This is a genomic window from Amycolatopsis antarctica, from assembly GCF_002262875.1.
In the GTDB taxonomy this organism is placed as follows: domain Bacteria; phylum Actinomycetota; class Actinomycetes; order Mycobacteriales; family Pseudonocardiaceae; genus Amycolatopsis; species Amycolatopsis antarctica.
Window position 1 is genome coordinate 48,311 of the sequence record NZ_NKYE01000002.1, and the last position, 19,554, is coordinate 67,864.

Here is a 19,554-nt window from a genome sequence, read left to right on the forward strand (position 1 = left end):
GTGGCGGTCAGATCGGAGCAGGACCTGCGCCTGCTCGCCCCGGCGCTGGCGGTCTGGCTGGCGGCGCTACTGGGCCTGTTGGCCGGATGGTGGGCGGCGATCGTCGTGGGCGCGCTCGCCGCGTCGGCGGGCGCGATGGGTCTCCGCCAGAGCCCGGTGCGTGGGGACCGGCGCCGGGTGGCGTTCGGTGCGCTTCTCGTCTGTGGCGTGCTGTCCGCCGCGCCACTGGGGGTGCGCCTGCTGGAGGCCGAGCAGGACGACATGCGTGGCCTCGCCGCCCGGGGCGGCGAGGCGGAGATGTCGGTGACGGTGACCGAACGACCTCGGCCGGTCCGGTCACCCGGATACGGGGACCAGCAGGGCGGATCCCGCAGCGTTGTCATCGCCGGGGAGCTCGATCGCGCCGTGGTCGGCGGTGATCCGGTGGCGAGTACCGGCCGAACACTGCTGATCGCACCGTTCGACGACTGGTCGCGGATACTGCCTGGCCAGCGGGTCACCGCGACCGGCAGCCTGGCACCGCCCCGCTCCGGGGAGCTGACGGTCGGGGTGCTGTACGTGCGGGGCCCACCGGTGATCTCCGGCGGTGCGCCGTGGTTCCAGGTGGCCGCCGAGTCGATGCGTGCCGCACTCCGTGAGGCGTGTTCCGTTCTCCCGGAGGAGCCGGCCGGACTGCTGCCCGGGCTCGTCGTCGGCGACACCACAGGCCTGTCCTCGCGAGTCGAGGAGGACTTCCTCGACTCCGGCATGTCACATCTCACGGCGGTATCTGGCACCAATGTGGCAATTACCTGTGGTGCCGTGCTGCTGACCGCGCGGTTGCTGCGTGCCGGACCGAGGTTCGCCGCCGTGACGGCCGGTGCGGCGCTGCTCGCCTTCCTGGTCCTGGTAGGGCCGGAACCCAGCGTCCTGCGCGCCGGGGTGATGGGTGCGATCGCCCTGCTGGCGCTGGCACTCGGCCGGCACGGTTCGGCCCTGCCCGCGCTCGCCTGCGCGGTGATCGGCCTGGTGCTGTGGGACCCGGCGATGGCGGTGAGCTTCGGCTTCGCGCTCTCGGTCATCGCCACCGGCGCACTCGTCCTGGTCGCTCCCCGATGGTCGGAGATGCTGGCACGGAAGGGGATCCCACCGGGTTTCGCCGAGGGGCTCGCGGTTCCGCTGGCGGCGTTCGTCGCGACGGCGCCGGTGATCGCCGGGATGGCGGGCGAGATCAGCCTCGTCGCGGTGGCGGCGAACGTACTGGCGGCGCCGGTGGTCGCACCGGCCACGATCTTCGGTGTCCTCGCGGCGGCACTGGCTCCGTGGTGGCCCGGAGCCGCCGAGGTACTGGTGCACGCTGCCGCGCCTGAGGCGGAGTGGCTGATCTTCGTGGCACGGGAGGCGGCCGGCCTGCCCTGGGCCGTATTGCCGTGGCCCTCGGGCTGGTGGGGCGGACTCCTCGCGGCCCTGCTCGCCGTGGTCGCTGTGGTCGCGCTGCGCAGGCGCGGCGTCCGCATCTGCCTGGCCCTGCTGCTCGCGGGAGCGCTGCTCGTGGCGGTCCCCGGGCAGGTGATCTCCCCGTCCTGGCCTCCTGCCGGGTGGGCCATCACCGCCTGCGATGTCGGCCAGGGTGACGGGCTGGTACTGGCGACCGGCGAACCCGGGCGGGCGATCGTGGTGGACACCGGCCCCGAACCCGGGCCGGTCGACGAATGCCTGGACCGGCTGGATGTCGAGCGGGTACCGCTGGTGATCCTCAGTCATCTCCACGCCGACCACATCGGCGGGCTGCGCTCGGTGTTCGAGAGCCGGGCAGTCGGTGCGGTGGCCGTGGGGCCCGGCCGGCGGCCGGATTGGGCGTGGCGCTCGGTGGCGGCAACCGCCTCGGCAGCCGGTGTGCCGCTGCTGGAGCTGAGCGTGGGGCAGCGGCTGTCCTGGCCCGCGCTCACCGTGGACGTGCTCGGGCCGGAGTACGTGCCGCCGCAGGATTCGTCGGAGGAGGACGGCACCGGGATCAACAACACCTCGGTGGTGATGCGCGCGGCCACGTCCGCGGGCACGGTATTGCTCACCGGCGACGTCGAACTCGCGGCTCAGTCCGACCTGCTTGCCTCCGGAGCCGACCTGCGCTCCGACATCCTGAAGGTGCCGCACCATGGCAGTCGTTTCGCCCTTCCAGAGTTCCTTGGTGCTGCCGGTGCCCGGGTGGCTCTGGTGAGCGTGGGGGAGGGGAACAGGTATGGGCATCCGAATCCGGTGACCTTGGATGTCCTGTCGGCGGGTGGTGCGTTGATCGCGCGGACCGATACCGACGGGGATGCGGCGGTGGTGCCGGACGAGCGTGGTCCGGCGGTGGTCCGGCGAGGCCGTCAGCGCCATCCGTGCTGACGACCCTGTGCCCGACCATCCACAGTGGACTCGATGGTCATGCGGTGTGCGCCGGCGGCGGTCGCGAATCGGCAGGAGGCGCCGAAGTGGGTGCTCTCGATCCGTTGTCCCTTCACAAGTCTCACGACGGCTGGACGACAGCGTGTCGCGGCACGAAGGTTTCGCGCGCTCACCGGCGGCCGACCCGTAACCCGCGGACGGTTCCGCGCAGCCGAGCTGATTCCCACCGCCGGCGCGCAGTGCGGCCGCGGGCCCGGACCGTGATTGCTTCCCCGTGCCATGGGCCGCTCGCGCAACGGGCCACGGTGGCGGTGCCGTCCGCACCACAGCACTGCTCGTGGAGGACGAGTTCGGCAGCACACAGGTCTGCGGAGATTGCCGTCGGTCCGTCTGGTGCTTGCCGCCGACACAGATCGACTGCTCGACAGAATGCCGTCGCTCAAGTGGCAGTTACAGGACTTGGGGTCCACGAATTGTTGCGCGAGAGCGACAGTGGGTGGATCACCGTCAGAGGGGAGAGATGGTGCGATGGCGATTCCTGAGCTTTCGAGCCCGTTGTGGTCGGCCGTGAAAGTGATATGGGACGAGTGGCCCCCGGACAGCGAGGACACGGCGAGCCAGCTCGCGCTGAGTTGGCAGCGGGCCGCTGAAACGGTGACCAGGGCAGGCGAGCAGGCCGGTCGCGCAGCTGCCGCGACCGGCGCGGCGTGGCCGGACGAGGCCGGCGTCGTGTTGCGGGGGGCGGTCGACGATCAACTCGCGCGGGTCGCCGAGATGGTTCAGCACATGGGTGGGCAGACCGCCCGTGCGTCCGCGTATGCCGGGCAACTGACCGGCGTCAAGACCGCGATCACCCAGCTGGTCGCGCAGGCGGACCCCGTTTACGAACTCATGATCGTCAACCCTTTCATGCGCCCGTGGGCGCAACAGGTGGTTCGACATGGTCGCGCAGGAATGCCGTCAGCTCGTCGCGAGCGCACTCGGTGGCGTCGTGGATCTCGCTCGGGACGGCGACGCCATGCTGGACCGGGCCAAAGCACTCGTGGCCGCCGGTGCGAGCGTCGCCGGGGAGACGATCGACCGGGCAGCCGGACTGGCCGGGGCGGTGAACATCGTCGCCCAGCACGTCCTCGGTCAGCACACGCTCGGCGCCTGCGTCGGAGCGTCTGGAGACGTGGGCGCGGGCAGCGGCTCACTCACCGGCTGCGTTGTCCGAGCTCCGGACGGCGAGTGGGCACTCACCGGCAGTGTGTCGGCCACGGCTGGCCCGGGCGCAGGCTTGTTCTTCGGGGCTGGTCCTCTGATCAGCAACGGGCAAACCGTAGACGCCCAAGAAGGCACCACCGTCCATGGCGAGGTGTCCGGGGCCGTGGGCCCGGGCGGGTCGGTATCCCATGACGTCGGGCCCAGCGGAACATGGACGTCGATCCCCATGGCGGGGGTCGGAACGGGCGCCGGGACCAGCGCAGGTGCCGCGCACACCGGGGTGCTGCCATTGACCGGCGACGACGACTGAGCCTGCCGTGAGCAGTGGAAAGGATCTGACCGCACGATGAACGACACCGAGATCATCCGCGTCCGGGCAGCGGTGAACCGACTGGCCGACATCGACGCGACCGCGGAATCCACGGACGGCCTGGTGACCGCCTCGGTCGACGCGTGGGGCGAGTTGCGGTCTTTACGACTGGACCCACGCATCTACCGGACGGCCGATGCCGACGCTCTCGCGAAAACCATTACCCACACCGTCCAGTCCGCCGCACATACTGCCCATCACCGGGTGTTCTCGGCGGTCGCGCCGCTGCTGCCCGACGAGGTCACCGCCGACGACTTCGATCCCGTCGCCGACCCGGTCCTGCACGTACTCGCCCGTACCGCAGACCCTGCGACGCACTCATGACCGGCCCCTCCGGCGGAAACCTGCACATGGACACCGCGGCCACCGAACGGGCCATGGCCGCACTCGCCGCCGCGGGCGAAGATCTGCGCACCGGCTGGGAAACGTCCCTGTCCGCCATCACGTCACTGGACGGCCAACTGGGACAAGGACCCCTCGGCCAGAACTTTCTCGGCGACTACGGTCCTGCCGCGACGGCCATACGACAAGCCGCGAACCAGTGCGTGAGCGGACCTGGCCGGATCGCTGCCGCCGGTCAGGCCGGCATCGCCGACTACGCGCAGGCCGACACCGACGGCGCCGCCGGCTTCCACACCAGGAACAGGGCTGAATAGTCGCCCAGAGCTGCCATCATGCCGCACCCGATCACGACCTGAGCTCGCCCGGCGGGACGGCACCTCGACGTTCCACGGTGGCGAAGTACCCGGCTCCGGCGGTCTCCCGGCATCGACGCTCCACGTAGGACTGTCCGATCAACGGTGGATCTTGTCCTTGTTCGGCCACGCCGACCGCGAACCGGGCGGTGGGGACCGATGAGGTGACTCCAGTCAGCCGGCCGGGCACCTGAGATGTGACAGGCACGATCCGGCCGGACTGGTGGCGACTCCCGTTACGGCACCCGGCTGCGTGAATCGTGCGGACCGATACCGATACCGATCCGGCGCGGCCGCCGATGGCCCCCGCACGCCTGCGCTGACGGTGGCGTCCACCCGGGGCGGGGCGGTGGTGGCCGCCGGGGTAGAAGGTAGGTGTGAACGGCACGGCACTGGCACTCGTCCTCGTCGCCGCGATGCTGCATGCCGGGTGGAACCTGGCGGCGAAGCGGGTCGACGGTGGCGCACGGTTCGTGTTTCTGTACTACACGGTGTCCGCCGTGGCCTGCTTGCCGCTGGCGATCGGGGCACTGCTCGCCGCGCCCGACCGTCCACAGTGGAGCTGGCTGGGCGCGTCGGCGGTCACGGCGGTATGTCACGTCGCGTACGGCCTCGTGCTGCAGCGCGGATACGCGGTCGGCGACATGTCCGTGGTCTACCCGCTCGCCAGGGGCACCGGGCCGCTGCTGTCGGTGTTCGCGGCCGTGGTGTTCCTCGGCGAACGTCCCGGTGTGCTCGGCGGCGCGGGTGCGCTGCTCGTCGTCGCCGGCGTACTGGTGATCGGCACCGGCGGGGCCAAGGCCACCGAGGACTCGGCGGCCAGGCGGCGGGCTCGCCGGGCCGGGCTCGGCTACGGCGTGCTGACCGGCGCGGCCATCGCCGCGTACACGCTGTGGGACGCCTTTTCGGTGGCGGACCTCGGGGTTCCCCCACTGGTCTACTTCGGCACGGCCGCGGTGCTGCAAAGCGCCCTGCTCGCGCCCGGTGCGCTGCGCGACCGGGGCCGGGTGGGTGAGTTGTGGCGACGGCACCGCACCGAGGTGGTCGTGGTCGGACTGCTGTCGCCGATCGCCTACCTGCTCGTTCTCTACGCGATGCGCATCGCCCCGGTGAGCCTGGTCGCCCCCGCGCGGGAGTCGAGCATCGTGCTCGGAGGGCTGGCGGCCTGGCGGCTGCTGGGCGAGCCCGACCCCGTCCGCAGGCTCACGGGGTCGGTCATCGTCCTGGCCGGGATCATCGCCATCGCCCTCGCGTGAGTGACGCACCGGCGATGATCGGGCCGCCGAGCGGCTGAACTCCTTGCCGGTAGAGGAGAAGTCAGGCCTTGTCGCCCCGGCCGTTCAGCACGGCCGAGGCGACCGCCAGTACACAGCCGACGCCGAACATCGCGGTGAGCCACACCGGCCCGCCCATGGACAGGTTCCAGATCGCCGCGCCGACGGCGGCGATCGCCACCACGATGTTGCGGACCTGTAGGGGAGAGGGCTTCGCCATGGCATCAGCGTCTCACGACGTCGCGCCACCGGTGCGGCTCAGTCCTCCAGTACCGCGCGGACGGCGTCGGCGTTCGGCGGCACGGTGGCCCTGGGGCCGACCTTGCCCTCGATGGCGTCCAGCGTCTTGAGTCCGTCCCCGGTGATGAGCAGGACGGTCTCCGCCTCGGGATCGAGCTTGCCCGCCTCGATGAGCTTCTTCGCGGTGGCGACCGTGACCCCGCCCGCCGTCTCGGTGAAGATGCCCTCCGTGCGAGCGAGCAGCCGGATGCCCTCCACCACCTCTTCGTCACTGACATCCTCGATCGCCCCGCCGGTGCGGTTCACGACGTCGAGCACGTACGGCCCGTCGGCGGGATTGCCGATCGCCAGCGAGCGGGCGATCGTGTCCGGCTTCACCGGTTGCACGACGTCGTGGCCCGAGCGGAAGGCGGCGGACACCGGTGAGCAGCCGCTCGCCTGCGCGCCGAAGATCCGGTACGGGCTGGCCTCCACGAGTCCGAGCTCGCCGAGCTCGCGCAGTCCCTTGTCCACCTTGGTGAGCTGGGAGCCGGACGCGATCGGCACGACGAGCTGTTCCGGGATCCGCCAGCCGAGCTGCTCGGCGACCTCGTAGGCCAGCGTCTTCGAACCCTCCGAGTAGTACGGCCGGACGTTGACGTTGACGAACGCCCAGTTCTCCCGCTCGGCGGCGAGCTGGGTGGCCAGGCGGTTGACGTCGTCGTAGTTGCCGTCGACGGCGATCAGCGAACCGTCGTAGACGGCGGTCGTCAGTACCTTCGCCCGCTCCAGCGAGGACGGGATGAGCACCACCGAGTCCCAGCCGGCCCGGGCGGCGGCCGCGGCGACGGCGTTGGCCAGGTTCCCGGTGGACGGGCAGGCGAGCACCTCGAAACCGAACTCCCTGGCGGCCGCCAGCGCGACGGCGACCACGCGGTCCTTGAACGAGTGCGTCGGGTTGCCGGTGTCGTCCTTCACCCACAGGTTCTTCAGCCCGAGCGCCTTCGCCAGGCGGTCGGCGCGGACCAGGCGGGTACAGCCCGGTTCGGTGTTGGGGATCTGCTCGACGTTCGACGGAACGGGGAGAAGCTTCTTGTAGCGCCAGATGTTGCGCGGTCCGGCTTCGATGTCCTCGCGGCGCACCCGGCCGAAGTCGTAGGCGACCTCGAGCGGGGAGAAGTCCTCGGCGGACACGAACTCCGGGGCGAGCGGCTGGCGGTGGCCCTCTTCCTTCGACACCAGTTCGACGGCCGGGCCGAGATCGAAGCCGTTCTTGGTGGAGGTGGTGGTTCCCAGGGCTGCGGTCATCACGAGGTCCTTTCCTCATCTGTCCCGCTTGCGCGGGCCGGAATTGGCACCGTGATCGTCAGCTACCTCGCGGATTCGAGATGACTGGCTGACGCCGGTTGCCGGGGCTTCATCGGGCCGTTCCCTCTGCCCCTCTGGATGAGCGGTATTCGGTTGTGCGGAGCGCGCCGCGGTGATCGCATGCGGGCTTCCCCGGCCACGGTACGACATGACCACCGGTCGATGCCAAGGGGTGGACGTGGAGTCCATCTCCTGGAACGTCGGCCGGGCGTGGCAGGATCGGCGCCGTGACTTCCCCAGCGACCGGCCCTGCCCCGCTGCATCTGGTGCTGGGCGACGAGGAACTCCTCGTCGAACGGGCTGTCCGTGCCAGTCTTGACGCCGCTCGCGCGGCCGACTCCGGCGCCGAGCTCAGCAGGGTCAAGGTGGCTGAGCTCACAGCACCGATGCTCGCCGAACTCGTCAGCCCCTCGCTCTTCAGCGAGGGCAGGGTGATCGTCCTGGACGCGGCGCACGATGCCGGGCAGGACATCTCGGACGCGATTCTCGACTACGTCCGGCAGCCCGCGGACGGTGTCACCCTCGTCGTCGTGCACACCGGGGGTGGCCGCAGCAAGGCGGCGAAGGCCCTGCCCGCGGCTCTGCGCAAGGCGGGCGCCGAGGTCACCGAGTGCGCCCGGATCACCCGCCCGGCGGAGCGCGAAGGGTTCGTACGCAACGAGGTCCGCCGCGCCGGAGGCAAGATCGAGCCGAGCGCGACGGCCGCCCTGATCGACGCCGTCGGCTCCGACCTGCGTGAGCTGTCCGCCGCGGCGGCGCAGCTCGTGGCCGACTCCGGCGGGACGGTCGACGAGGACGCGGTGCGCCGGTACCACCGTGGCCGTGCGGACGTGACCGGGTTCGCCGTCGCGGAGAAGGCCGTCGCGGGAGACGGGGCGGCGGCGCTGGAGTCGGTGCGCTGGGCTCTGCAGATCGGCGTGCCGCACGTGCTCGTCGCCGACGCGCTCGCCGACGCGGTCCGCACCATCGCCCGGGTCGCGGCCGCGGGCCGTGGCAATCCCAACCACCTCGCCGGTCAGCTCGGCATGCCCCCGTGGAAGATCCGCAAGGCACAGGGCCAGATCCGCGGCTGGGGCCAGGACGGCCTCGCCGAGGCCATGCGCACCGTCGCCCGGCTCAACGCCGAGGTCAAGGGTGCCGCCGCGCACGCCGACTACGCACTGGAGCGCGCCGTACTCGAGGTCGTGGCGGCCAAGCAGCAGCGCTGAGCCGGGGCGGGCCCGAGACGCACGGAACCCCGGCGAGCGGTGCTCGCCGGGGTTCCGGGTGAAGCCGAAGATTCGTACCGCGGGTCAGAGCTTGTTGGCGCGCTGGGCCATCGCGGACTTCTTGTTCGCGGCCTGGTTGGGGTGCAGCACACCCTTGCTGGCGGCCTTGTCCAGCGCGCGGCCGGCGGCACGCTGCAACTCGACGGCCTTGTCCTTGTCGCCGGCCTCGGCGGCCTCACGGAACTTGCGGACCGCCGTCTTGACCGCGGACTTCGCCGACTGGTTGCGCTGACGCGCCTTCTCGTTGGTCTTGATGCGCTTCATCTTGGACTTGATGTTGGCCATGCCGGCGCTCCTCGTCGGTGGGGATTGTCGTCGCCGCGTTCTGGTGGCCCCGCCGTCCGGCAGACCGGACCGGGCGGGCTTTCCTCCATTGCGGAATGCCACACGGCAACGAGCGACGACTCTAGCAGCCACCGTCCGCGCAGCTCACGGGTGGTGTCGCCGGACGCGGGGACGGAGCCCGCGGGTGGCCGTGCGCGGCCGCGCCGGGTAGGGATGAAGCATGGACGTTCTGAGCAGCCGGACGCTGTTGAAGCCGCGTGACCACCAGGTGAGCATCGAGTTCTACCGGGACACGCTCGGCCTTGCCGTCTACCGGACGTTCCCCGTCGGCACGGTCTTCTTCCTCGGCCAGGGTTTCCTCGAAGTGGTGAGCGAGGGCGGAACCGGCTCCGGGGACGTGTCGCTGTGGCTGCAGGTACGCGATCTGCCCGGCACACTCGCCGAACTGGCGGGCCGGGGCGTGACCGTCGACCGGGAGGCCCGCCGGGAACCGTGGGGCCTGGACGAGGCGTGGATCTCGGACCCGGACGGCACCCGGATCGTCCTGGTGGAGATTCCCGCCGACCACCCGCTGCGCGCGGACGTGCGCCCGGACTGACCGCCGGATCGGTCGCGGCGGGGGCAGTCGGTCACGGCGGGATCGGTCGCCGGCAGGGTCAGTCGCGGTACGCCCGGAGCTGCGCGGCCCGCCCGGCGCCACGGCCCGGTGGATCCCAGACCCAGGTCTGCAGCCGGGTGAACCCGGCCGCCTCCGCCTCCCTCGCCAGTTCGTGCCTGCTCACCGGCAGCCACCGCTCGTGCGCCGACAGAACCAGCCTGCCGCCGGGGCCCAGCACCCGGAACGCCTCGGTGAACCCGGCGTTGCGGTCCGTCCAGAGCTGCACGTTGTTGACGCTGAGCAGTACGTCCACCGAGCCGGAGGCCTGCCCGGTCGCCGCGGCCGAACCGGTGCGCAGTTCCACCCCGGCCCGACCGGCGGCGGCGCACCGTTCCCGGCAGCGGGCCACCATCTCCGCGGAGGGGTCGACGCCCACGACGGTGCCGCTCCGGCGGGCCGCGGCCAGCAGGCCCACTCCCGGCCCCGGCCCCAGTACCAGCACGGTCTCCTCCGCCCCCGGCCTGGCCACCTCCACCACGTGGAGTTCGGTCGCGCCGTTGCCACGAGCCATGAGGCTGCCGCCGATCCGGCCGAGCAGCCCGCGCGGGTGACCGAACGTCCGGTCGAGCAGGGTGCTGATCGAAGTTCCCATACTTCGAGGACAACACGGACGTACCGGCCGCGCATCGGGGATGACCCGGAGTCGCCCGCGACGTGACGTGGGACGATGGACGGGTGGGTTCGGCTCCGCGTTGCGCGCGGCTCCGCCGGACCACCAGTTCCGAGGGAACCACCCGCCCGGACGACCCCGATCGAGCATTGCCGAGGACCACGCCTGTGACGACGTTCGCCGATACGACCTTCACGCCGCCGGAGCAGATCCGGAACTTCTGCATCATCGCGCACATCGACCACGGCAAGTCGACGCTGGCCGACCGGATGCTGCAGATCACCGGAGTGGTCGAGGAACGGGCGATGCGGGCGCAGTACCTGGACCGGATGGACATCGAGCGCGAGCGCGGCATCACCATCAAGGCGCAGAATGTGCGGTTGCCGTGGGTCCTCGACGGCCAGGAGCACGTCCTGCACCTGATCGACACGCCGGGCCACGTCGACTTCACCTACGAGGTCTCCCGCGCGCTCGAGGCGTGTGAGGGCGCGATCCTGCTGGTGGACGCGGCGCAGGGCATCGAAGCGCAGACGCTGGCGAACCTGTACCTGGCGCTGGAGAAGGACCTGCACATCATCCCGGTGCTGAACAAGATCGACCTGCCCTCCGCCGACCCGGACAAGTACGCCGCCGAACTCGCGCACATCATCGGCTGTGAGCCGACCGATGTACTGCGGGTGTCGGCGAAGACCGGTGCCGGCGTGCGGGAACTGCTCGACGAGGCCGTGCGCCAGGTGCCGGCACCGGTCGGTGAGGCCGACGCCCCGGCCAGGGCGATGATCTTCGACTCGGTCTACGACACCTACCGCGGCGTGGTCACCTACATCCGTGTCGTGGACGGGCGGATCTCGCCGCGCGAGAAGATCCGGATGATGTCCACGAACGCCACGCACGAACTGCTCGAAGTCGGCATCATCTCGCCGGAACCCAAGGCCACCAAGGGATTGGGTGTGGGAGAGGTGGGCTACCTGATCACCGGGGTGAAGGATGTCCGGCAGTCCAAGGTCGGCGACACCGTGACCTGGGAACGCAGGGGCGCCACCGAACCGCTGGCCGGGTACCGCGAACCGAAGCCGATGGTCTACTCCGGACTGTATCCGGTCGACGGCTCCGACTACCCGGTCCTGCGCGAGGCACTGGACAAGCTGCAGCTCAACGACGCGGCGCTGACCTACGAGCCGGAGACCTCGGTCGCCCTCGGTTTCGGATTCCGCTGCGGGTTCCTCGGCCTGCTGCACCTGGAGATCACCCGCGACCGGCTGGAGCGCGAGTTCGGCCTCGACCTGATCTCCACCGCGCCGAACGTGGTGTACGAGGTCACGCTGGACGACGGCACCGAACTCGTCGTCACCAACCCGTCGGACTGGCCGGGTGGCAGCAAGATCGGCGACGTCCGCGAACCGGTCAGCAAGGTGACGGTGCTCGCGCCCTCGGAGTTCATCGGCGTGATCATGGAGCTGTGCCAGGGAAAACGCGGCGTGCTGCTCGGTATGGACTACCTGTCCGAGGACCGCGTCGAGCTGCGCTACAACCTGCCGCTGGCCGAGATCATCTTCGACTTCTTCGACTCGCTGAAGTCCCGCACCCGCGGCTACGCCTCGCTCGACTACGAGGAGGCGGGCCAGCAGAGCGCCGACCTGGTCAAGGTCGACATCCTGTTGCAGGGCGAGCCGGTCGACGCGTTCTCCGCGATCGTGCACAAGGACGCCGCGTACGCCTACGGCAACAGGATGGCCACCCGGCTGCGCGAGCTGATCCCGCGCCAGCATTTCGAGGTGCCCATCCAGGCGGCGATCGGCGCGCGGATCATCGCGCGCGAGACGATCCGCGCGATCCGCAAGGACGTGCTCGCCAAGTGCTACGGCGGCGACATCAGCCGTAAGCGCAAGCTGCTGGAGAAGCAGAAGGAAGGCAAGAAGCGAATGAAGACCGTCGGCCGGGTCGAGGTTCCGCAGGAGGCGTTCGTCGCCGCGCTGTCCACGGACGAGTCGTCGGACAAGGGCAAGGGCAAGAAGTAGCGTCGTGGCGGGCCCGCCGCTGCGGCCGGGCCCGCCACGACGTGTCAGACGCCGAGCAGGGCGGACAGCGCCTCGACCACCGAGGCGGAGGTCGAGGCGATCGTCTCGTCCAGGTACTCCGCGATCGGCGTGATCTCCGCGGCCGAGGCGCTGCCACTCATCATCAGGGCCAGCGGTACGGCCACCGCGGTGACGGCGGCTCCACGCATCGTCCAGCGCCTGGCCCGTCCGGTCCCGATCTGGCTGTTGCTGCGTGCTTCGCTCATGATCTCCTCAATCCGTTGGGATCCTGCGAGGTCAGGGCCTCGCCCGTGATCAGCCTGCGGATCCCCGGACGCGCCGGGCAAGGTGTCTTACCGATCGTTCCCGATCATGAAACACGCCGGGTGCCACGGGGTGAGTCCCGGCAACAACGCGGACACACCGCTGTTGCCTGCCCGTCCGGTACCGGACGGGTCACCAGCCGCCGCCCGGATCGCGCGTCCCGCCCGCACGCGCGGCGGGTGTACGGCGCCAGTTCTCGGCGTGCCGGGCGACGATCGCGCGGGCGTGCGCGGTCCGCCGTGCCGCGGTGTCGCGGGTCATCCGATGCCTGCCCCCGCGATGCTGGAGCAGGTGCCGGTCGCGCAGGTCGGACGCGCTGAGCAGGGCGCGGGCCGCGAGCGCCGCGGCCACCGCGCCCGCGGTGTTGTTCAGGAAGTCCTGCGACTCGCAGAACCCGAGTCCGGTGTACGCCTGGGCGAACTCGATCGCGGCGCTGATCGACGCGCTGGCGAACATCACCGGCCCCGCCCGGCGGACGGCGATCGTCGCCAGGAACCCGAACGGGGCGAGCATGACGAGGTTGAGCCACTGCTGGACGCCACGCAGGGAGAAGGAGTTCGCCCGGCACTCGCCCGCGTGCCGGACCGACGGGTGGTCCGGCATCGGGGAGCCGAACCGCATCAGGGTCACCGACACCGCGACCGCGAGGCCGGTCGCCGCCAGCACCGCGGGGCCGCGGGACCAGCCGAGGTGCTCGGCGGAGAACCAGGCGATCAGCCCGAACCCGAGACAGAGCAGGCACCCGGCGGGCAGGACGCCCGGCTGGTCGAGCAGGACGTCGCTCAGGGCCTCCTGCAGCATCCGGACCGGGCTCCTTTCCCGCTGGCGTCGCCGGGCGCCCGAGGGGCGCGCTGTTCGCATTGGCACACCACCCTGGACCCGGCCGAGGGTGATCGTCGACCGACGAAAGTTGGTGATGTGCAACGGAAAAACCGGTCACCTGCGATTTCTCCGGCCCTTCATCAAACGTTCAGCGTGTGTGTCGCCGGGCGCGGTGGCGGAGCGCACCCGCGCGCGTGTCCGCCCGGTCGTATCATCGGTCCATGCTGGACACCCTGCGCACGCCGATCATCGCCGCGCCGATGGCGGGCGGACCCACGACGCCGGAACTGGTCGCCGCGGTGACCGGCGCGGGAGGCTTCGGCTTTCTCGCCGCCGGGATGCTCGGTGTCGGCGCGCTCGATCGTCAGATCGACGAGGTCCGCGAGCGTACCCGGGAACCGTTCGGTGTCAACCTCTTCGTGCCCCGCGAGCGATCCACTGTGGACATATCCGGCTACGTCGGCAGGATGGCGCGCGAAGCACGTGCGCACGGTGTCACGCCGGGGCTCGCGAAGTGGGACGACGACGGCTACCCGGCGAAGCTGGATCTGGTGCTGCGCCGGGATATTCCGGTGGTCTCGTTCACCTTCGCGCTGCCCGAGGAGGAGGACGTGCGGCGGTTGCACGAGGCAGGCATCCAGGTGGTGATCACCGTCGCCACCCCCGAGGACGCCCGCCGGGCGGTCCGCCGGGGCGCGGATGTGCTGTGCGTCCAGGGTTTCGAGGCGGGCGGGCACCGCGGAGCGTTCACCGACGACGGCGCCGGCCAGGCCGGCGGTGAACTGTACGGATTGCTCGCCGCACTTCGCCTGGTCGCCGCGGAGGTGGACGTGCCGCTCGTCGCGGCCGGTGCGCTGATGCACGGGGCGGACGTCGCGGCTGTGCTCGCGGCCGGAGCGGTCGCCGCCCAGCTCGGTACCGCGTTCCTGCGTTCCGACGAGGCGGGAACCTCCGCCGTGCAACGGGAAGCGCTGACGGCGGGGGGCCGGCCGACGGCACTGACCCGGGCGTTCACCGGACGCCCTGCCCGGGGGATCGTCAACCGGTTCCTCGCCGAGCACACCGCGCACGCCCCCGCGGCGTATCCGCAGATTCTCCACGTCACCAAGCCCATCAGGGACGCGGCCGCGGCGGCGGGGGACGGCGAAGCGGTCTCCTGCTGGGCGGGCCAGACGTATCCACTCGCCGGTACCGGCCCGGCGGCGGGGATCGTCGGCAGGCTGCGGGCCGAGGCCGTCACGGCCCTCGATCGGGCGGCCGCCCGGTTCGGCTGAGCCGAACCCCTTGCCGCCACGCAGATCCTCGTACCGGCCGCCGACACACGGCCGAGGGCGACGGGACACCCATGCCCTGGATAGGCTTCCGGGCGACCCTCCGGCGGTGGCGGGGGCGGATGAGCAGCGGTGCGTCGAGGAGGGGCCCGATGTCCGAAAGCGTGGTCGAGCGCAACCGGCAGCAGCAGGTCGAATGGTATGGGGAGCCGCTGAGCGAGCGGCTCGGCCGGCTGCTGGAGCGGCTCGACCTCCCGCAGGCGGGCCTGTCCTACCTGTTGGGGCTGCCGGCCCCGGCGCTGTCACAGCTCATGTCCGGCAACCGCGCCAGGATCGGCGACGAGGCCGTGTTCTCCCGGCTGCGGGCGATCGAGGATCTGCTCGGCGACCCGGACTTCGAGCGCATGCCGTCGGCGAGGGTGGACGAGCTGCTCGCGACGATCAGGTCCGGCTCCGGTGAGCCGCGGGCGACGGCGTCCGACCCGGGAGACGCGGACGCCGGACCGCTCGACCGGCGGGCCCCCGACGCGGACGCCGAGCCGGTGCCGGCCGCGCCACCGGTGCCGCAGCAGCTTCCCGGCGATCCGGTGGGCACGATCCAGGCGTTGCTGCGCGAGGTGGCCTCCGCGGCCGAGCTGGAAGCCGCTGCTGCGACGCTCGACCAGCGATTCCCGGAGCTGGCGGAGTTCCTGCGGGTCTACGGCACCGGCCGGGCGGGCGATGCAAGGGCGCATCTCGCCCGCACGCTCGGGAGCTGACTCAGCCGGTCGCGCTCCGCCGCTCGCCGCCGGTCCGGCCGGCGGCGGTGTCGGCGCGCCTGCGCGCTCCGGCGGCGAAGAAGGTCAGCAGGTCCGCGATCGCCTGCGGATCGTCGAGTTGCGGGCAGTGCCCCCAGTCCTCCCGGACGAGCAGCCTGCTGTGCGGTACGAGCGAGTGCAGCCGCCGCCCGGACGCGACGCTGACCAGTCTGTCCTTCCCGCAGGAGACGATCAGCAACGGAGCGGTCACCCGGTCCGGCTGATAGGCGTCGGCCAGTTCGGTCACCAGTTCGCGAGCCTGCTCCAGCCGGGTGGTGGTGGACCGGTAGTCGGGGAACAGTCCGGTGAAGCGGCGGACCTGCTCGGCGTCGGCGGCGGCGGAGTCGGCGTAGAGCAGCCGGGGCACGACCCGGCCCGCGACCGTGCGCACGAGGAAGCCGGGAATGGGCAGCGGCAGCGAGGAGTAGAGGCGCAGTGGCAGCGGGTACCTGCCCACGGTGCGCACCAGCCAGGAGTCGACGAAACCGGGGGCGGCGATGGAGACCACGCCGGCCAATGACGGCGGCGCGTCCTGCGCGGCGCGCAGGCTCATCGTGCCGCCGAGCGAGTTCCCGGCGAGCACCACGTCACCGAGCGCCGCCTGCTCCTTGATCACCGCGGCGACGAACGCGTCGAGCTGGGGAAGTATCCCGCCCGGCCGAAGTGGCTCCGCCTCGCCGAATCCCGGCAGGTCGACCGCGATGGCGGCGTGGCCCGCCGCGGCCATCTCGGCGAGCACGGGACGCCAGGTGTCCGCGCTGTCGCAGTAGCCGTGCAGCAGGACCAGCCGGGGTGCCTCGCTGATCCGCCGCGAACCGTGCCTGCCCGAGCGTCGCGACGCCCGGCGTGGCGGTGGACCGACCTCCAGGACCCGCGTCCGGACCCCGGCGAACCGGCGGTAGCCGGTCCGGATCGCCTCCGGAGCCGCCGCCTGCTCGTCCGCCGCCGTCCGCGCCGGGTCCCGCTGCGTTGCGGTCATGGATCCAGGGTAATCCAAGAACCCACGACTTTAGTTCTCAATTTGTGCATAACAAACATGCATCGGCATGGTGCCAATACGGTGTCCGCGCAGGTCGGGACGCTACCGGGTGAAGACGATCTTCCCGGCCGTCGCGCCGCCGAGCATATCGGTGAATCCCTGGGCGGCTTCCTCCAGCGGCAGCTCCGCACCGATCTGCGGCCGGATGCCCGCGAGATCGACGTAGGAGAGCAGGCCCGCCAGCTCGTCCCGGGTGCCCATCGTCGACCCTGCGACGCGAAGCTGGAGGAAGAAGACCCGCTGAAGCTCGGCGTGCGCGTCCGGGCCGCTGGTGGCCCCCGAGACGACGATGATCCCGCCCGGCTTGAGTGACTTGATCGAGTGCGACCAGGTCGCCTTGCCGACCGTCTCGAATACGGCGTCCACCCGCTCCGGCAGCCGGGCGCCGGACTCGAAGGTCTGGTGCGCGCCGAGGCTCTCGGCCAGTGCGCGCTTGCTCTCGCTGCGCCCGGTGACCCACACCCGGAAGCCCGCCGCGCGGCCGAGCTGGACCAGTGCGGTGGAGACGCCACCCGACGCGCCCTGCACCAGCAGGGTCTGGCCGGGGCGCAGCCCCGACTTCACGAACAGCATGCGATACGCGGTGAGCCAGGCCGTGCCCATCGTCGCCGCCTCGGCGAAGGACAGGCCCGCCGGCTTCGGCAGCACGTTGCGCCGGGGCACCACGACGTGGTCGGCGAACGTTCCCTGGTGCTTCTCGGTCAGCAGCGTGCGCTTCGGGTCCAGCGTGTCGTCGCCCTGCCAGTCCGGTGCGTTGACCACGGAGTGCAGCACGACCTCGGAGCCGTCCTCCAGCACGCCCGCGCCGTCGCAGCCCAGGATCATCGGGAACTGCTCCGGTTTGATGCCGACCCCGCGCAGGGTCCACAGGTCGTGCATGTTCAGGCTGGCGGCCTTGACCGCCACTGTCACGAATCCGTCGGGTACCTCGGGATCCGGACGGTCACCCACGACCAGTGACGCCAGCGGGTCCTCGGCGTTGGGTTCCTTGGCGTATACGGCGAACATCGGCCGAGCGTATCGGGCCGCGGCCGTGGCGGCATGTGCGTCGCGCGTAGGATTCGTCACGTGGACGGATTGTCGGCCTGGTGGGACAGCATGGAGCTGTGGTTGGCGCAGCTCTGGTTCCCGCTCCAGTTCCTGATCGTCATCGCCGTCGTGCTGCCGGTGTGCGCTCTCGCGGCCTGGGTGATCGACCGGGTGGTCGGCCTCGTGGCGTCCCGGTTCGGCTCAGCCCGCCGTGCCCGGGAGCGGCCCGAACCGCCGTCGTAGGCTGAGCGGGTGCTTTCCCGCAGGCGGATCACCGCAGCTCTCGTCGGTCTCGTCATCCTCGTGTTCGCCGGATGGCTCGCCAAGGACGTGCTCGGTGACGACACCGCGTCCGGCACCGAGGTTCCCGGCGCCGACTCCGGCCTCACCGTCCAGACGCTCTCCAGTCTGCCGCCGGAGGCCGCCGACACCTGGGAGCTGATCCGTTCGCAGGGCCCGTTTCCGTACCCCGGCCGGGACGGCACCGTCTTCGGCAACCGGGAAGGCATCCTGCCGCCGGAGGAGTCCGGTTACTACCGGGAGTACACCGTGCCGACGCCGCAGAGCCGGGACCGGGGCGCGCGCAGGCTGGTCGCCGGGAGTTCCTCGGAGTTGTACTACACCGGCGATCACTACGATTCCTTCGTCGTCGTGGACCCCAACGGTTAGGGCGTGATCCGCAGTGGAACAGAACGGTCCGGTGGCAGTCTCGGCGCAGGCGCGCGCCAGGGGCGCCTACCCGCACGTCGCCGAGAGCGGTGCCGCGCCGGACAAGGCGTCCACGATGGACGGTATCGCGACGGCTCTGTCCTTTCCGGACTGGTCGGCGCGCAACCTGGACGCCCTCTACGACTGCCTCACCGATCTGTCCTGGCTGCCCGCGGGTGAGCACGTGCTGATCTGGGTCGGCTGGGACGCGCTCAAGCAAGCGCAGCCTCGCGCCTACCTGGCCATCCACGGCGTGCTCTCGGACGCGGTACGCGCGCTCGCGCCGGGAGGTGAGCGCGCGGACGGCCGCACGCTCACCGTCGTGCTCGACGAGGCCTGAAACCCGGCCGGGCCAGAACCCGCCAGGAGCCCTGCCGGAACGGGCGTCAGTGCTCGGTGGCCTGTGCGGGCACCCAGTTCGGCGCGCGCTTCTCCGTGAAGGCGGTGATGCCCTCCTGGCCCTCCTGGCTCGCGAAGAAGCCGACGGACAGGGCGTTCATCCGCTCGAACGCGGTGGCCATGTCCGGTTCCCGCGGGGTGCGCAGCAGTTCCTTGGTCGCGGCGAGCGCGTTCGGGCCGCCGAGAGCCAGTGCGGCCGTATACCGGCGGACCTCGTCGTCGAGCCGCTCGGCCGGGACGGCGGAGTTGATCAGCCCGATCTCGGCGGCCCGCGCGGCGTCGAAGGTCTCCCCGGTGAGAAACAGTTCGTGCGCGGCGCGCGCGTGCAGCCGCGGAAGCACCGTCACCGAGATGATGGCGGGGACCACGCCGATCCGGACCTCGGTGAAGGCGAAGGTCGCGGTGTCGGCGGCGACCACGATGTCGGCGGCGGCGACGATGCCCACACCACCGGCGCGGGCGGGCCCGGCCAGTTTCGCGACGACCGGCTTCGGACTGGTCCAGATCCGCTCCAGGATCCGCGGGAACTCGTTGACGCCCTGGTCGCCCGCGCCGGCACCACGCGCTTCCTTCAGATCCATCCCGGCGCAGAACACCGGCCCGGTGTGGTCGAGCACGATCACCCGTACCCCGGCGTCGGAGACCGCTCGTTCCAGGCCCTCGGTCAGTTCCCGGCGAAGCTGGGCGGACAGCGCGTTGCGGTTGCGCGGAGAGTCCAGCGTGATGGTGGCGACGCCGCCGGTCACCGCGTAGTGCACCAGCTCGTCCGCCCGTTGCTCAGCCATGCGGGCACGGTACCGGGTCGCGAACGGTGGCAGGTGCCTCGC

At 71.2% G+C, this 19,554-nt stretch carries 22 protein-coding genes, 1 pseudogene and 1 riboswitch; of the genes and pseudogenes, 14 read left to right on the top strand and 9 right to left on the bottom strand.

Going from position 1 to position 19,554, the window contains the following annotated elements:
* The 6 genes and pseudogenes from CFN78_RS03695 to CFN78_RS03715 all read left to right on the top strand — a co-directional run bounded on the left by CFN78_RS03695 (position 1) and on the right by CFN78_RS03715 (position 5,894).
* Positions 1 to 2,367, top strand: coding sequence for a ComEC/Rec2 family competence protein (locus CFN78_RS03695; RefSeq protein WP_094861519.1), 2,367 nt, complete (start codon positions 1 to 3; stop codon positions 2,365 to 2,367).
* 528 nt (positions 2,368 to 2,895) lie between these two features.
* Positions 2,896 to 3,270: pseudogene (locus CFN78_RS30415) on the top strand (WXG100-like domain-containing protein); the annotation flags it as partial.
* Positions 3,271 to 3,307: 37 nt separating this feature from the next.
* Entirely contained in the window at positions 3,308 to 3,883 is a 576-nt protein-coding gene (locus CFN78_RS03700) for a hypothetical protein (RefSeq protein WP_094861155.1), read from the top strand.
* A 36-nt stretch (positions 3,884 to 3,919) separates the two neighbouring features.
* Positions 3,920 to 4,267: a YbaB/EbfC family nucleoid-associated protein gene (locus tag CFN78_RS03705; RefSeq protein ID WP_094861156.1), complete on the top strand. Its 348-nt coding sequence runs from the start codon at positions 3,920 to 3,922 to the stop codon at positions 4,265 to 4,267.
* A complete protein-coding gene (locus CFN78_RS03710) occupies positions 4,264 to 4,599 on the top strand; it encodes a hypothetical protein (protein WP_094861157.1) in 336 nt (111 codons plus the stop codon). Before CFN78_RS03705 ends, CFN78_RS03710 begins: the two co-directional genes overlap by 4 nt.
* A 416-nt stretch (positions 4,600 to 5,015) precedes the next feature.
* Entirely contained in the window at positions 5,016 to 5,894 is an 879-nt protein-coding gene (locus tag CFN78_RS03715; RefSeq protein WP_094861158.1) for an EamA family transporter, read from the top strand.
* A 61-nt stretch (positions 5,895 to 5,955) separates the two neighbouring features.
* Here CFN78_RS03715 and CFN78_RS29015 read toward each other — a convergent pair whose 3' ends face one another.
* Together CFN78_RS29015 and thrC are read right to left on the bottom strand one after the other, a co-directional pair.
* Positions 5,956 to 6,132 carry a hypothetical protein gene (locus CFN78_RS29015; RefSeq protein ID WP_165777433.1) on the bottom strand — a complete coding sequence of 59 codons (177 nt, stop codon included), beginning with the start codon at positions 6,130 to 6,132 and terminating at the stop codon, positions 5,956 to 5,958.
* 38 nt (positions 6,133 to 6,170) lie between these two features.
* Positions 6,171 to 7,439, bottom strand: coding sequence for a threonine synthase (thrC, locus tag CFN78_RS03720; protein ID WP_094861159.1), 1,269 nt, complete (start codon positions 7,437 to 7,439; stop codon positions 6,171 to 6,173).
* 12 nt (positions 7,440 to 7,451) lie between these two features.
* Positions 7,452 to 7,584: riboswitch (SAM riboswitch) on the bottom strand.
* 142 nt (positions 7,585 to 7,726) lie between these two features.
* On the opposite strand from thrC, the gene holA reads away from it, so the two are divergent.
* Positions 7,727 to 8,707 carry a DNA polymerase III subunit delta gene (gene holA / locus CFN78_RS03725; protein ID WP_094861160.1) on the top strand — a complete coding sequence of 327 codons (981 nt, stop codon included), beginning with the start codon at positions 7,727 to 7,729 and terminating at the stop codon, positions 8,705 to 8,707.
* A gap of 84 nt (positions 8,708 to 8,791) precedes the next feature.
* Here holA and rpsT read toward each other — a convergent pair whose 3' ends face one another.
* Positions 8,792 to 9,052, bottom strand: a complete 261-nt coding sequence (gene rpsT / locus CFN78_RS03730; RefSeq protein ID WP_094861161.1) for a 30S ribosomal protein S20 — start codon at positions 9,050 to 9,052, stop codon at positions 8,792 to 8,794.
* Between the two features lie 220 nt (positions 9,053 to 9,272).
* On the opposite strand from rpsT, the gene CFN78_RS03735 reads away from it, so the two are divergent.
* Complete coding sequence (locus CFN78_RS03735; protein WP_094861162.1) at positions 9,273 to 9,650, top strand: VOC family protein; 378 nt, start codon at positions 9,273 to 9,275, stop codon at positions 9,648 to 9,650.
* A 58-nt stretch (positions 9,651 to 9,708) separates the two neighbouring features.
* Here the strand turns inward: CFN78_RS03735 and CFN78_RS03740 are convergent, their stop codons facing one another.
* A complete protein-coding gene (locus CFN78_RS03740; RefSeq protein ID WP_094861163.1) occupies positions 9,709 to 10,302 on the bottom strand; it encodes a class I SAM-dependent methyltransferase in 594 nt (197 codons plus the stop codon).
* Positions 10,303 to 10,487: 185 nt separating this feature from the next.
* On the opposite strand from CFN78_RS03740, the gene lepA reads away from it, so the two are divergent.
* Positions 10,488 to 12,338, top strand: coding sequence for a translation elongation factor 4 (gene lepA, locus CFN78_RS03745; protein ID WP_094861164.1), 1,851 nt, complete (start codon positions 10,488 to 10,490; stop codon positions 12,336 to 12,338).
* A gap of 44 nt (positions 12,339 to 12,382) precedes the next feature.
* Here the strand turns inward: lepA and CFN78_RS03750 are convergent, their stop codons facing one another.
* Positions 12,383 to 12,604: a hypothetical protein gene (locus CFN78_RS03750; RefSeq protein ID WP_094861165.1), complete on the bottom strand. Its 222-nt coding sequence runs from the start codon at positions 12,602 to 12,604 to the stop codon at positions 12,383 to 12,385.
* Between the two features lie 190 nt (positions 12,605 to 12,794).
* On the bottom strand, positions 12,795 to 13,463 hold the full coding sequence (locus tag CFN78_RS03755; protein WP_165777434.1) for a VanZ family protein: 669 nt from the start codon (positions 13,461 to 13,463) through the stop codon (positions 12,795 to 12,797).
* Positions 13,464 to 13,705: 242 nt separating this feature from the next.
* Between CFN78_RS03755 and CFN78_RS03760 the strand changes: the two genes are divergently transcribed.
* Both CFN78_RS03760 and CFN78_RS03765 read left to right on the top strand, forming a co-directional pair.
* Complete coding sequence (locus tag CFN78_RS03760) at positions 13,706 to 14,758, top strand: NAD(P)H-dependent flavin oxidoreductase (protein ID WP_094861167.1); 1,053 nt, start codon at positions 13,706 to 13,708, stop codon at positions 14,756 to 14,758.
* A 149-nt stretch (positions 14,759 to 14,907) separates the two neighbouring features.
* Positions 14,908 to 15,513, top strand: coding sequence for a hypothetical protein (locus tag CFN78_RS03765; protein ID WP_205660422.1), 606 nt, complete (start codon positions 14,908 to 14,910; stop codon positions 15,511 to 15,513).
* A 1-nt stretch (position 15,514) separates the two neighbouring features.
* Here the strand turns inward: CFN78_RS03765 and CFN78_RS03770 are convergent, their stop codons facing one another.
* Positions 15,515 to 16,531, bottom strand: coding sequence for an alpha/beta fold hydrolase (locus CFN78_RS03770; RefSeq protein ID WP_094861169.1), 1,017 nt, complete (start codon positions 16,529 to 16,531; stop codon positions 15,515 to 15,517).
* 102 nt (positions 16,532 to 16,633) lie between these two features.
* Positions 16,634 to 17,599 (bottom strand): zinc-binding dehydrogenase, encoded by a 966-nt coding sequence (locus CFN78_RS03775; RefSeq protein WP_094861170.1) that lies wholly within the window; start codon positions 17,597 to 17,599, stop codon positions 16,634 to 16,636.
* Positions 17,600 to 17,659: 60 nt separating this feature from the next.
* Here CFN78_RS03775 and CFN78_RS03780 point away from each other — a divergent pair, with 60 nt between their 5' ends.
* The 3 genes from CFN78_RS03780 to CFN78_RS03790 are packed head-to-tail and all read left to right on the top strand — an operon-like array spanning position 17,660 to position 18,668.
* On the top strand, positions 17,660 to 17,863 hold the full coding sequence (locus CFN78_RS03780) for a hypothetical protein (RefSeq protein WP_240519296.1): 204 nt from the start codon (positions 17,660 to 17,662) through the stop codon (positions 17,861 to 17,863).
* A gap of 9 nt (positions 17,864 to 17,872) precedes the next feature.
* On the top strand, positions 17,873 to 18,289 hold the full coding sequence (locus tag CFN78_RS03785; protein WP_094861172.1) for a guanyl-specific ribonuclease: 417 nt from the start codon (positions 17,873 to 17,875) through the stop codon (positions 18,287 to 18,289).
* 31 nt (positions 18,290 to 18,320) lie between these two features.
* Entirely contained in the window at positions 18,321 to 18,668 is a 348-nt protein-coding gene (locus CFN78_RS03790; RefSeq protein ID WP_240519249.1) for a barstar family protein, read from the top strand.
* Positions 18,669 to 18,714: 46 nt separating this feature from the next.
* Here CFN78_RS03790 and CFN78_RS03795 read toward each other — a convergent pair whose 3' ends face one another.
* On the bottom strand, positions 18,715 to 19,512 hold the full coding sequence (locus CFN78_RS03795; RefSeq protein WP_094861173.1) for an enoyl-CoA hydratase-related protein: 798 nt from the start codon (positions 19,510 to 19,512) through the stop codon (positions 18,715 to 18,717).
* Positions 19,513 to 19,554: the final 42 nt, after the last annotated feature.